The 13,162-nt window shown below is 62.5% G+C and carries 11 protein-coding genes; 5 read left to right on the top strand and 6 right to left on the bottom strand.

Annotated elements, in window-relative coordinates; genetic code table 11:
* Positions 1 to 6: 6 nt before the first annotated feature.
* Positions 7 to 414 carry a ribosome-associated heat shock protein Hsp15 gene (gene hslR, locus E4656_RS16725; RefSeq protein WP_135484455.1) on the bottom strand — a complete coding sequence of 136 codons (408 nt, stop codon included), beginning with the start codon at positions 412 to 414 and terminating at the stop codon, positions 7 to 9.
* Between the two features lie 146 nt (positions 415 to 560).
* On the opposite strand from hslR, the gene E4656_RS16720 reads away from it, so the two are divergent.
* Complete coding sequence (locus tag E4656_RS16720) at positions 561 to 992, top strand: hypothetical protein (RefSeq protein WP_135484454.1); 432 nt, start codon at positions 561 to 563, stop codon at positions 990 to 992.
* On the opposite strand, the gene E4656_RS16715 is transcribed toward E4656_RS16720, so the two are convergent.
* Positions 973 to 2,157 (bottom strand): PQQ-dependent sugar dehydrogenase, encoded by a 1,185-nt coding sequence (locus tag E4656_RS16715; protein ID WP_167856104.1) that lies wholly within the window; start codon positions 2,155 to 2,157, stop codon positions 973 to 975. The genes E4656_RS16720 and E4656_RS16715 overlap by 20 nt on opposite strands.
* A 102-nt stretch (positions 2,158 to 2,259) precedes the next feature.
* Between E4656_RS16715 and E4656_RS16710 the strand changes: the two genes are divergently transcribed.
* Positions 2,260 to 2,985 (top strand): hypothetical protein, encoded by a 726-nt coding sequence (locus E4656_RS16710; RefSeq protein ID WP_135484452.1) that lies wholly within the window; start codon positions 2,260 to 2,262, stop codon positions 2,983 to 2,985.
* A gap of 54 nt (positions 2,986 to 3,039) precedes the next feature.
* On the opposite strand, the gene rep is transcribed toward E4656_RS16710, so the two are convergent.
* Entirely contained in the window at positions 3,040 to 5,061 is a 2,022-nt protein-coding gene (gene rep / locus E4656_RS16705; protein WP_135484451.1) for a DNA helicase Rep, read from the bottom strand.
* A 282-nt stretch (positions 5,062 to 5,343) separates the two neighbouring features.
* Between rep and E4656_RS16700 the strand changes: the two genes are divergently transcribed.
* Complete coding sequence (locus E4656_RS16700; protein WP_167856103.1) at positions 5,344 to 7,029, top strand: putative bifunctional diguanylate cyclase/phosphodiesterase; 1,686 nt, start codon at positions 5,344 to 5,346, stop codon at positions 7,027 to 7,029.
* On the opposite strand, the gene E4656_RS16695 is transcribed toward E4656_RS16700, so the two are convergent.
* Entirely contained in the window at positions 7,026 to 8,522 is a 1,497-nt protein-coding gene (locus tag E4656_RS16695) for a YifB family Mg chelatase-like AAA ATPase (protein WP_135484449.1), read from the bottom strand. The genes E4656_RS16700 and E4656_RS16695 overlap by 4 nt on opposite strands.
* Before the next feature lie 105 nt (positions 8,523 to 8,627).
* Positions 8,628 to 9,761, bottom strand: coding sequence for an ABC transporter substrate-binding protein (locus E4656_RS16690; protein WP_135484448.1), 1,134 nt, complete (start codon positions 9,759 to 9,761; stop codon positions 8,628 to 8,630).
* Positions 9,762 to 9,906: 145 nt separating this feature from the next.
* Between E4656_RS16690 and E4656_RS16685 the strand changes: the two genes are divergently transcribed.
* Entirely contained in the window at positions 9,907 to 12,111 is a 2,205-nt protein-coding gene (locus tag E4656_RS16685; RefSeq protein ID WP_135484447.1) for an ATP-binding protein, read from the top strand.
* A gap of 4 nt (positions 12,112 to 12,115) precedes the next feature.
* Here the strand turns inward: E4656_RS16685 and E4656_RS16680 are convergent, their stop codons facing one another.
* Complete coding sequence (locus E4656_RS16680) at positions 12,116 to 12,379, bottom strand: accessory factor UbiK family protein (RefSeq protein ID WP_135484446.1); 264 nt, start codon at positions 12,377 to 12,379, stop codon at positions 12,116 to 12,118.
* 427 nt (positions 12,380 to 12,806) lie between these two features.
* Here E4656_RS16680 and glnK point away from each other — a divergent pair, with 427 nt between their 5' ends.
* On the top strand, positions 12,807 to 13,145 hold the full coding sequence (glnK, locus tag E4656_RS16675; protein ID WP_135484445.1) for a P-II family nitrogen regulator: 339 nt from the start codon (positions 12,807 to 12,809) through the stop codon (positions 13,143 to 13,145).
* The last annotated feature ends 17 nt before the right edge of the window (positions 13,146 to 13,162 follow it).

Below are 13,162 nucleotides of genomic sequence, written 5' to 3'. Positions count from 1 at the left end.
CTGCCGTCACTGGTCCAGGGCCTGATTTTTCATGCGCTGCAGGTCGCGCCGCTGCTTCTTCGACGGCTTCTGCTCGGGTGTCACCTGAGCCAGGCGGGAATGACGACGCAATTCGGCATTGCGTTCCCGGCGTTCGATGCTCTCCGGCGTTTCCGCATACAGCTGCTGGGCTTCCCGCGCCGGGCCACGCCGTTCGCTGAGCGCCAGCACGGCCACGGTTCTCTCTTCAAAGCCGAGGCGCAGACGCAGTTCGGCCCCTATCTCGACAGCGCGGCTCGGCTTGGCGCGGGCGCCGTTATAGTGCACCTTGCCGCCCTCAACCGCACTCTTGGCGAGGCCTCTTGTCTTGTAAAACCGTGCGGCCCAGAGCCACTTGTCCAGGCGCACGGCTTCGGCAGTCGTGCTCGAAGTCATGTCGGATATTGTAGGGGCGGGCCATTGAATCACAAGAATTTTCTTGGCTGTCTGCTCCGGCCATGAACCAGATCAGCCCGGGCTGCGTATTCCCGACATTCCCATCAAACCGTGCTCATGCGCGCATCCACGGAGCCCGGAACGGCATGCGACTGATCAGACTGACCCTGTTGGTGCACCTGCTGCTGCATGCGGCGCTCTGGCTGTGTGCGGCATTGCTGCTGAGCACGCTGGCCGAACAGGGTCATGTCGGCCGGTTCTACCAGGTTCTCAGCGGTGCCCTGATCATCCACCTGGGCAGTTATCACTGGGCCATGGTGCAATGGCAGGATGATCTCTGCGAGGGCCGCGGCCTGCCCGGTTCGTTGCTGACGGCACTGGTCACCATCACGCTGGGCATGTGGGCACTGCTGCTGCCGGAGGTGGCGCTGTATCCTGTACTGGCCGCCGTTGTACTGCTGGTCTGGCAGGAAAGCTGGGGTCGTATCGCGCGTTATATCCAGCCCTGGTACCTGCGCCTGCGCTGGCTGCAGATGGGCAGCCTGGTGCTGACCCAGATCATTGTGGTGCTGAGCTGAGCTGGTACAGGCGTCCGCTGACATAATCCGCGATCAGAAAGTCACCCTCGGGGCGTGGAATCAGGGCCGACGGATGCCAGTCCCAGCGACCCAGTGTCACCGGTTCGGACGCCGCTCCAAGTGCCCAGACGGTACCCGCATGGAAATCGGCAAACAGATAATGATCCTGCAGACCCGGCAGCAGACGCGCGCTGTAGAAACCACCGCCGACAACGCGCTGATCGCCGCGCAAACGATAGTCGAACACCGGCGGGCGGTGCTCAATGTCCGCGCAGCCGGCATCATCCAGATGCCGCTGCCGCCCCTGATAGCAGCGCCAGCCCAGATTGTCCCCACCGGCGACCTGATGCACCTCCTCCCGGTGATCACCGTAGGCATCCACCAACCACAGGCTGTCGTCTGCATCGAAACTGAGGCGCCCCGGGTGGCGCACCCCCAGCGCCCATATTTCGGGCCTTGCCGCCGGGTCATTCAGATCGGGGTTGTCGGCCGGAATCGCATAGGGGCGGCCTGGCTCGCGCCGGCTGACATCAAGCCGCAGTATCTTGCCGCGCAGGCTCTCGACAGACTGCGCCAGGCGCTGGGCGCCGGCACGGTGACCGCCATCACCCAGAGCGGCATAGAGATAGCCCTCGGGCCCGAAGGTCAGCCCGCGACCACTGTGCCAGGGCTCTGCCTGCGGCACTGACAGCAGGGTTTCCCGCGTTTCGAGCCGAGGTCGACCGGGAATATCGGTACGCATCTGCCACATCTCCAGGCGTGTGCGCAGCGGTCCGTCCGCCGGGTTGAGCAGCACAAACAGGCGGGGATCAGCCGGGTAATCCGGATGTATTGCCATGGCCTGCACCCCCAGGTCACCGCGGCCGGATACGGCAAACTCGTGCATACGCTGCGCACGACCACTGCCTTCATGCAACCAGTACAATCGACCGCTCTGCTGAACCACCAGCAACTGCTGCGCCGACCCTGGCAGATAGCTGCCATCGACAACGCCGGGCAGGCCGTCCCAGATCAGCGTGCGCTCTATCTGTTCAGCAGATGGATTGGCCACCGGCGGCGTCCGGTCGGCGGCGGCAGCCACTGCGGCCAGCCCGGTCAGGACCAGAGCCAGACAGCAGGGCAGCGGCGACCGACGGTCGGGGCGCGAGAAGCGGAACTTTGACATCACTGGCATCCGGTACGACTCTGACACTACAAACTGTAACACCCTGACGATGCAGATTGACTATAATATCACCACATCCTTCAGTTGACAGGAGCTTTGGACATGGCAGTGGAATCGGCACTGGCAAACACCGTAACGGGGTTGGTGCCCAATCAGGCTCCGCGCCGCGACGAATCCATCAACCCGGCTGCGACTATCGACAGCCGGCAGCCTGGTGCTGCGCCGACGGTTACCGCACCGGACATCAATCTGGATATCGGCACGGCTGACAACCAGCGCCAGGCGCTGCTGGATCAGGTGGGTGCCAACCAGCAGGCACGGGAAGCCGTCAATCAGGTTCAGGATTCGCTGATAGAGCAGCGGGAACTGGCACAGGCAACCGCCCAGGCCCCGGCTGCTGAACGTCCGGGACTGGAGGAACGGCAGGCGGAAATACAGACCGCCCGAACGGAGGTGGTTGAGAACAGCCCCAGCCTGCAGGCCGGAGCAGCTGAAACACCGGCTGCAGGTCTGGCCGCCGAACTGCAGGACAGTGAACTGGTCGGAGCCGCAGAGCCGCTGCCCGGAGAAGCACAGCTGGCGGCCGGCATCGAGCGTCTGGGCGAAGTACAGCAGGATCTGAACAATGCGGAGATCACCCTGCAGTCGGAGTTTGATCGCCTGCAGGCGGAGCAGTTCCGCACCCAGCCGGCCCAGCAGATCACCAACCCTTCAGAGGCCGACGCCGTATTGTCGCGCATTCAGGAGCAGGCCAGCGACCTGCCACGCACCTCGAATGCCGTTGATGATGAACAGCGCCAACAGGCTCTCAACATGATGCAGATCTGATGCGACACCCTGGTTTGTTCAGCTCCGGCAGGCACCGGGCTGAACAAATCGATCTCAGTCATCCAGCATGGCATACAGCGAATCCAGCGTGCTGCGGCGCGCGGCACGGGATTCCTGCTGTGTCGGCGCTTCCAGCCCTTCCCAGACCAGGTCGTCCTGTGGCATTTCCTGCAGAAAACGACTCGGCATGCAGTCCACTATCTCACCGAACTGACGCCGTCGGGCCGCATAGGTAATGGTCAATGCGCGCTGAGCGCGGGTGATACCCACATACATCAAACGGCGCTCTTCTTCGATGTCGTCCGATTCGATGCTGTTGCGGTGCGGCAGCAGTTCCTCTTCCAGACCGATCATGAACACGCGCGGAAACTCCAGCCCCTTGGCGGCATGCAGGGTCATCAGTTGTACCGCATTGGTTTCCGCCTCCTCTTCCTGACGCTCCAGCATGTCCCGCAGCACCAGGCGTGTAATGGCATCTTCTATCGCCACTTCGGAATCGTCCTGTTCATCACCCCGGTCCAGCATGCCTTGCAGACTGTCGATCAGCTGCCAGACATTGGCCATTCGCTTCTCAGCCGCCCGCGCATTGCCGGCCTCCTGGCGCAGCCAGCTTTCGTAGTCGATGTCGAACAGCAGTTCCCGGATGATGTCGACCGGCGCCGCTGACACGCTCAGCTTGTGTCGTTTGTCATCCAGCCATTCCACAAAGCTGTGCAGGTGCATCAGGGCCCGACCACTCAACACGCCGTCCAGTTCCCGGTCACCGGCGCCCTGATAGAGGCTGACGTGACGGGCGCCGCAGAAGAGCCCCAGCTTCTCCAGTGTGGCAGCGCCGATTTCACGACGCGGGGTATTGATGATGCGCAGAAAGGCGGCATCATCATCCGGATTGATCAGCAGGCGCAGATAGGCCATCACATCCTTGATCTCGGCGCGGGCGAAAAATGAAGTACCGCCGGACAGCTTGTAGGGAATACGCGCTTCCTGCAGCTTGAGCTCCAGCAGCCGGGACTGATGATTGCCCCGGTAGAGCACGGCAAAGTCACGGTGCTCCAGCTTGTGATGCAGTCGATTGGTGATGATCTCGGTCACCACCCGGTCTATTTCCTGCTCCTCATTGGCCGTGCGGATGATGCGAATAGGCTCGCCATAGCCCATGTCGCTCCACAGCCGCTTCTGGAACACATGCGGGTTGTGATCAATCAGGTGGTTGGCCGCCTTCAGTATGCGCCCGGTCGAGCGATAGTTCTGCTCCAGCTTGACCACTCTGAGGTTCGGATAGTCTTCCTGCAACTGAGCCAGATTCTCCGGCCGTGCTCCACGCCAGGAATAGATAGACTGGTCATCATCGCCCACGACGGTGAACCTGGGGTGGTCGCCGACCAGCAGCTTGACCAGTTCATACTGGCTGCTGTTGGTGTCCTGATACTCGTCCACCAGCAGATAGCGAATGCGCTTCTGCCAGCGCTCGCGGAGCTCGGCATTCTGCTGCAGCAGTTCCGCCGGACGGCGGATCAGATCATCAAAATCGACAGCATTATAGGCACTGAGCAGACGCGCGTAGTGCTCGTAGACCTGTGCTGCCAGTTCCTCATCCGCATTGCGCGCATAACTGCGCGCCTGGGCCGGGTTGCGCAGGTCATTCTTCCAGTTAGAGATCAGGTTCTGCAGATGGCCGGCCTGATCGATGTCATTGGGGAATTCGCGGGTCAGGATGTCCTTGATCAGGGCCAGCGAGTCGGCCTGATCAAACAGCGTAAAATTGGGTTTCAGACCGGCAGCGGCCGTTTCGCGCCGCAGCATGTTGAGCCCCAGCGTATGAAAGGTGGAGACGGTCAGTCCGCGCGCCGCCTTGCCCTGAACCAACTGTGCCACGCGGGTTTTCATTTCCCGTGCAGCCTTGTTGGTAAAGGTCAGTGCCACGATATGCCGCGCCTGATAGCCGCAGTCCTGTATCAGCCAGGCGATCTTGCGGGTAATCACGCTGGTTTTACCGCTGCCGGCGCCGGCGAGGACCAGCATGGGACCATCAATATCGTGCACGGCGTCAGCCTGGCGTTCGTTCAGTCTGGACAAGCCTCAACTCCACGGGTTTGCGATGACTCAGGAACTGCGAATTGTACATTATGGAGCCAGCGCCCGCTTATCGACTTTGTAAAGTCTTATTGGCGAAAGCGTTTTCACGATTCCGGGCCGGTTGTTGACGCTTGCTGTACAGAACAGGCATTATTCCGAACAACCTCTGCTGCGGCAGTAACCCGGGTCTCCAGGCCCGCCTTCTCTGCATACCTGCCTATGGCTGCCGAAGGTGCCTGCAAGACTCCCGTTTTTCATGCGAGGCTCCCGAGTGAGAGCAGGATGTTGACACGCCCAGAAGCTGTACCGGTCTGTCTGTGCCTGGATAATGAGGAGACGCATTCCACTCTGGTCAAGGCGTTGGAGAGGGCCGGGTTCCCAGTCCAGAGCATCGCCGACGACAGCAATGCCATGGCACGGGCTCAGGTCGTCATTTTCCAGCCCTCGGCACGCACGGCGCACTATCTCAACGAATATGGGTCACGCAAGGCCTGGGTAGCCTACTCGGAGACCCACCCGTCTGCCGATGTGGATGGTTATCGGGCCCAGGGCATCCGGGAAATACTCTATGTCGATGAACTGGCACCGCACCGGCTGCGGCGCACCATTGGCCGGGCCCTGTATGCACAGCACTCGCTGCAGCAACTCAGCCGCTATGACGGCCTGACCGGCCTGTACAGCAACCGCGGTTTTCTTGAAGTCACGGATCAGGCCCTGTTCAATGTCGCCAGCAACGGGCGGCTGGTGGCCCTGCTGGCCATGGACATCAGACGTTTCAACGATCTCAACGCCCAGTATGGCTTCAGCTATGCCGACCTGGTGCTGACCCAGGTGGCCGAGCGCCTGCGCCGGGCCCTGGGCCCCCTGGCCAAGATCGCCCGCCTGGGTGGCGATGAATTTCTGATTCTGCTGGAGAACCTGGCCGACCGCGAATCAGCCGAGCGTCTGGTAAACCGCATTCTCAGCCTGTTCGACGAGCCTCTGGACACCCGCGACCGGCCCCTGAAACTGGAAGTGGACATGGGTCTGGTGTGCTACCCGCAGACTCTGGGCAGTGCCGAAGAACTGCTGCGGCATGCGCATACGGCCATGCACCGGGCCAAGTCAAGCCAGAGTACCCTGTATCGACACGAGCAGGGGCTGGGGCCAGCGCCCCGCGTCAATATCGAACAGGAGTTGCGCCAGGGCCTGCGGCGCAACGAGTTCGAACTGTTCTATCAACCCCGCGTCTGTCTGCGCACGCATCGACTGCTGGGGCTGGAAGCGCTGATCCGCTGGCATCATCCCGAACATGGCCTGCTCAGCCCCAGTGAGTTCATTCAGGCGGCCGAGCACTCGGGTCTGATTGTGCCGCTGGGTTACTGGATCATCGATCAGGTCTGCCATGACTTGCAGGTCATCCAGAGCCACGGACTGACCGAAGTCACCGTAGCCAGCAACCTGTCGTTCCGGCAACTGCAGGATGAGCAGTTCTGTCAGGTCATGCCCAGATTGCTGTCCCGCTCGGGCACCGATGCGCGCATGCTGGAATTCGAGCTGACAGAAACCGCCGTCCTGACCGACCCCGCGCGGGCCATGAAGGCACTGCGTGCGGTCAATGACATGGGCGCCACACTGTCGCTGGACGACTTCGGCACCGGCTACTCGTCGCTGACCCATATCCGCCAGTTCCCCATCAGCCTGCTGAAGATAGATCGCAGCTTTACGCAGCGGGTCACCCTGGACCGGGAAGCCGACTCCATCGTGCGCTCCATCATCAACCTGGCCCACGACCTGCAACTGCGGGTGGTCGCCGAGGGGGTGGAAAACCCGGAACAGCTCGATTTCCTGATCAGCAACGGTTGCGACCAGGTACAGGGGTTCCTGTTCAGCCACCCCAGACCACTGTGGGAAACCCTGCAGATGATCGATCATACCCTGCGTCATTTTGCCGCCGAACGCAGCGGCAGCGCCTCACGCTCCGCCTAGCCGATTCCGAGTCGATCCAGCTGACGCAGATTCAACGCTTCCATAATATGTGCCCGTTCGATGGTCGGCGTCCCCGCCAGGTCGGCCAGGGTCAGTGCCACCCGCTCGATGCGATGCTGGGCCCGAGCGCTCAGACCCAGACGCTCCGACAGCTCGATCAGCAGTTGCCGCTCTGCCGGCGCGGTCATATCCAGTTCGCCCAGCTGCGCGCTGCCCAGATCCCGGTTCTGACAACCCTGCCGGGCCTGCTGCCGATCCCAGGCAGCCTGCACCCGCTGGCGAATGGTGGCACTGGCTTCGCTCTGGCGACGGGTCTGCAAGACCTCTGGAGGCACCGCCGGCACCTCGACATACAGATCCAGACGATCCAGAAAGGGTCCGCTGAGACGGTTCAGATAGCGGCGCAGTTGCTCCGGTGAATATTGCTGACTGCGCGGATCGCTGGCGTGGTAACCCCCTGGGGTCGGGTTCATTGCTGCCACCAGTTGGAAGCGGGCCGGGAACCGGGTCTGCCGCGCCGCCCGGGCAATATGGATCTCGCCCGATTCCAGCGGTTCCCGCAGCACATCCAGTGTCGCGCGCTGAAACTCGGTCAGTTCATCCAGAAACAGTACGCCGTTATGCGCCAGGGTGATTTCGCCGGGCCGGGGCACCGACCCGCCGCCCACCAGGGCGACGCCGGAACAGGTATGGTGGGGCGAGCGAAAGGGCCGTTCGCCCCAGCGTACCGGCTGGCCGCTGATGGACTGAATGGCCGCCACTTCCAGCGCCTGTGCATCGGTCAGACCGGGCAATATGCCGGGCAATCGGCTGGCCAGCAGTGTCTTGCCGGTGCCGGGCGGCCCGAAAAACAGCAGGTTATGGCCGCCGGCAGCGGCCACTTCCAGCGCTCGTCTGGCCTGCGGCTGGCCGCGGATGTCGGCCATGTCCGGCAGCGGCTGCGGGTTGTCCGGGCGCGCGCACACAACCGGCGACAAGGGGGCCTGACCGCGCAGATGGCCACACAGGGTCAGCAGATGATCGGCAGCAATGGCGGTGCAATCGGGCAGCAGCGCCAGCTCTTCCGCATTGGCGGCAGGCAGCAGCAGTTCATGGCCGGCTTCGCGCGCGGCCATGGCGGCCGGCAGGGCCCCATGTACCGGGCGCAGTTCTCCGGACAGGGACAGCTCGCCCATGACTTCGGTAGCGCGAATACTCTCGGCGGGGATCTGCCCGCTGGCCACCAGAATGCCCAGCGCGATGGCGAGGTCATAGCGCCCGCCGCCCTTGGGCAGGTCGGCGGGTGCCAGGTTTACCGTGATACGGCTGGCCGGAAATTCGAACTGGGAATTGATCAGGGCGCTGCGGACCCGGTCGCGGCTTTCCTTGACGGCGGTTTCCGCCATACCAACGATGGTCATGTTGGGCAGACCACCCGCCAGATGCACTTCCACCTGAATCAGCGGCGCCTCGACGCCGATCACCGCCCGTGTTCTGAGTGTGGCCAGGCCCATGGTCCGTTGCGGCTCCCTTGCTGACAGACCCCCGACAGGCCTGTTTCCATCTGCGTGTCACGCCATGATGAAACCGGAGCCAGCGGGCTGCAACACCACTCAGGTTCAGTCTGGCCGGGTGCTGACGCGACCGCCCTCGATCAATACTGGACGCGCCCAGTCCAGTTGCGGCTGCTGGCGCAGCCGGGTCAGAAACAGTGACTGGCGGGCCTCACCCTGCGCATCGAAACTCATTGCGCCCTGTACGCCCTGCCACTCGAGGTCAGCCAGGATATCGGCCAGCGTGGCGGCATCCAGTGCCGCCTCCGGGTCCTGTTCATCCAGCGCCGCGAGCAGGGCCAGGGCACTGTTCATGCCAGCCACAACATAGTGGCTGGGCAGCCTGTCTTCGCGCTCCAGCATGGTGCGCACCAGCCAGTCGTTGGCAGCGCTGTCAGGCAGATCGTAATAGTAGTAGGCCACGCCATAGAGGCCGGGGTGATCGCGCAGCGCCACCAGACCCGCGATATCCGGCAGCCAGGTGGTGATCTGCTCCGGCGCCAGCCCGGCTTCCCGCTCCAGCACATCCAGCCAGTCCAGCAACACCGGCCAGCTGTTGGTCAGGCGGCCGCCATTGCGCAGCGCCGACTCGGAGCTGATGTCTTCCACCACCGAAGCGCCGGAACTGCGCGGCGAGACTTCGATCAGCCGCATGGCAGCCGGCAGCTCCAGGCTGCTGTTGACGGCGGTCACCCAGAGACGGGATTCACCGTGCGTCCAGTCGAGCAGGGCCTGTTCGACGTCCTGCCAGCGATAGAAGGTACGGAATGCCAATGATTCGTCCGCCACCGGCAGGTTGTTGGCCGGGGTTGCAGCCACCAGCGCCAGATGGTCCAGATAGCCGGCGTACTGAATCACCCGGTGCGCCTTGCGGGCCTGTACCGGCGTCAGCCAGACCGGCTCCGAGGGCAACTGATCGGCGCCCGGCAGCAGGTTGGCTTCCCACAATTCAGGGTCGAGCACATACTCGGCCAGCTCTATCCGCCAGCCATTGCGCACGTCTGTACCTTCGGTGCCAAATTCCAGCCCCAGGCGAAAACCCAGATTGCGTTCCGCCGAGTAGTCTGCAAACACATCCTCGCTGTCATTGATCAGGGCAATGGGCAACACCGGCTCGCTGTCTGCCAGCACCTGGGCAGACAGGATCACTGCCAGCAGCAGAGTCAGAACGGGGCGGGTGGTAACTGAGAGCGCAGGCATGGGCTTGTTTCCCGGTAGCGGTCGGTTAGACTGGAAGACTGACAATCAGCCTCGAATTGGCCGGGCAGTATAGCATCGGCCGCCCGGAGGCAAAACACCGGCGCGGACGCCAACTCGACCAGGGAATGACTATGGGTGTTCCAGCATGCTTGCCTCTCTGCTGACTGCCGCTGCGGTCGGATTACCGGCAGCAGTAATCATACTGCTGCTGCAGAGCCGCCTGGCCCGCGCGCGTCGGGCGCAGCGTCTGGCCGACCAGCGTGCCGACAGCAACTTTCAGCGTCTCAGACTGCTGGAAGATCGCTACCACCGCAAAAGCCGGGAAATGGCGGAAACAGTGCGCCGGGCCAGAGAGCAGGAACACAAGCTCCATCTGACCATCCGTGCGGCCGGTGCCGGCACCTTTGACCATGATCTGGACAGCGATCGCGTATTCTGGGACCAGTACACGATGGAATTGTTCGGCCTCGGCAAGAGTGCCGGCTGGGTCACGTCCGAACAATGGCTGCAGCTTGTTCCCGAGGTCGATCAGGCCGCCCTGCGCGCTGCTTTGAACCGCACACTGGACAAGCGCCTGCCGCTCGACCTGACATTCCGCATTCAGCGCCCTGACGGCATCCAGCGTCACCTGCATCAGTTCGGCTTTGTGGTGCGCAAGAACGGGCGTCCCCGACGCCTGTCCGGGCTTTACTTCGATATTACCGAACGCAAGCAGCACGAGACGGAACTGGTGGAAGCGCGCCATACTGCCGAGCGCGCAGCGCGCGCCAAGACGGAGTTTCTGGCCAACATGAGCCATGAAATTCGCACCCCGATGAACGGCATTATCGGCATGGCCGAGCTGCTGGCCGAGACACAGCTGGATCAGCGCCAGCGCGAGCACCTGAATGTGCTGCGCGAGAACGGTGACCTGCTGACCGTGCTGCTGAACGATATTCTCGACTATTCCAAGCTGGAGGCCGACAAGGTCGAGCTCGAGCCGGAGTGGCTGGACTGGGACGACCTGCTGGCCCAGTGCCTGCGCCTGTTTCGCAAACCAGCGCAGGACAAGGGGCTGTTTCTCGGCTACTGGCGCGAGCCGACGGTAAGCCCGCGCATACGCGCCGACCGCACGCGGTTGCGCCAGGTCATCATCAATCTGGTGGGCAATGCCTGCAAGTTCACCGAACAGGGCCATGTGCTGGTCACTGTGGAACCCGTACCCGGGGCCAGCGAGGATGACCGCCTGCCGGTCAGAGTACGGGTCAGCGATTCCGGCATCGGTATAGCCGCCGCTCAGCAGCAGAGCCTGTTCGAAGCCTTCACCCAGGCCGATGCCTCAATCACCCGCCGTTTTGGCGGTACCGGGCTCGGTCTGGCCATAGTCAAGCGCCTGACCGCCCTGTGGGACAGCAGTGTGCAATTGCGCAGCCAGCCGAACGAAGGCACCGATTTCTGGTTTGCCGTACCCGGGCAATGGCGCCAGCCGGTGTCCCGACAACGACCGCACCGGCAGTTGCTGATCTGGAGTCCCGGTGGCCGCCTGAACCCACTGCATCGCCTGTTCGACAGCCAGCCCCATTGTCAGGTCACCTGGGCGGAGAGCCAGGAGGCCGTCACCGAAGCCCTGCTCAGTCAGGACTGGTCACATCTGATGATCACCGCCGTGCCGGACAGAGACCGCAGTGAAGTAGAAATCGGGCAGTTGCAGACCGCGCTGCAGCGGTGGCGCCATCGCTTGCAGGACACGCGCCTGATCAGCCTGCTGCATGAACGCGAGCATGGGGCTCTGGCAGCGGCGATGCCGGCTGACGCCATAACCATTGACTACCCGGTGGTCCTGCAGCAGTTGCTGGACGCGCTCTGCAGTGAGCCGGCGGATCTTCCGGTCCGGCCAACTGGCCCGCAAGCACTGCCGGCCCCCGCCCCCACACCGCAGCCGCCTGCAGAGCAGGCGCCGCAGGCTCAATGGACACCCAGGGTTCTGGTCGTCGAGGATAATGCGGTCAACCAGCAGGTGCTGGTAGCCATGCTGAAGCGATGCCAGATCAGCCCGACCTGCGTAACCGACGGCGCTCAGGCTGTCGGCTGTTGCCGCAAGCATACCTTTGATCTGATCTTCATGGACTGTGAAATGCCGGTTCTGGATGGCTATGAAGCCACCCGAGCCATTCGCCGCCTGCAGCTGTCCAGACAGCCCTGTATTGTCGGCCTGAGTGCGCACGCGCTGCAGGAGCAGATCGACCAGGCGCTGGGCGCCGGCATGGACCGCTATCTGACCAAACCGCTGCACCTGAGCACGTTGCATCAGACCCTGGACGAAGTACTCAGGCCGGACAACACCACTCAGACAGGCCAGCAACAGGCCTGAATGCCTACTCCTCGGTGTTCTGCTGTTCCACAATAGCGCGCAGTCTGGCCACCTCGGCCTCCAGGCTGTCGAGCCGCTGGCTGGCCTTGTGCAACAGGGCCTGCTGCGCCGCAAACTCTTCCCGTGTCACCACATCAAGGCGGTCAAGCTGGGCTCGAATCAGCGCCTGCAGATTGTCATCGACGCCCGCCTTCAGTGCATCACCCTGCTCTTTTGCTTTCGCCAGGCTGCGGGCCAGGCGTTCTGTCAGTTCATCCAGTGTGGCCATTGTCTCCGCCTCTTGCTCATTCGGTCGATTTCACGCTGCTGCCAATCGGGCCTTACGGCCACTGTCGCACTATTCCAAGGCGTCATGCCCTGAAATCGGGCTGCTGCAGACGCCCATTACCCCCATAAGCACCAATGTGGTGCGATAGCGTGGAATGCTGCTCGTTTTATGTGCACAACCTGCATGGCTGGTCAGACGCGGCGACTCTGCAGGGCGACTGAAGCCAGTGTTTACGCGGCATTGACCAAGTTGGCACAACCGATGCTTTACCCCTACCGGATGCGTCCGCCGAAATTGCCACACTCACCGGCCCTTACAGCCCAACAGTGTAGCAAGCCTGCCCCGAGCAGGCGAGGTGCGGACCGATTCGAAACGGCTTGCCGATCACCTGCGGCAAGTCCCCAGAGCGAAAACGGAGAAGGGTGCTATGAAACTGGTCACTGCGATTATCAAGCCGTTCAAGCTTGACGATGTGCGTGAAGCCCTGTCTGACATCGGTGTGCAAGGCATCACCGTGACTGAAGTAAAAGGCTTTGGTCGTCAGAAAGGTCACACTGAGCTGTACCGCGGCGCTGAATATGTCGTGGATTTCCTGCCCAAGGTCAAGGTTGAGATCGCTGTTGATGACAGCTCTCTGGACCAGGTCCTGGAGGCGATTACCAAGGCTGCGAATACCGGCAAGATCGGCGACGGCAAGATCTTTGTCTCCGAACTGGAGCAGGCCATCCGCATTCGTACCGGTGAAACCGGTAAAGACGCCATTTAAGTCGAGGGGGCTCAATA

Source organism: Natronospirillum operosum, from assembly GCF_004768465.1.
Lineage (GTDB): Bacteria > Pseudomonadota > Gammaproteobacteria > Pseudomonadales > Natronospirillaceae > Natronospirillum > Natronospirillum operosum.
The sequence above is the reverse complement of the archived record's forward strand: the minus strand, read 5'-3'. Positions and strand labels throughout refer to the sequence as shown.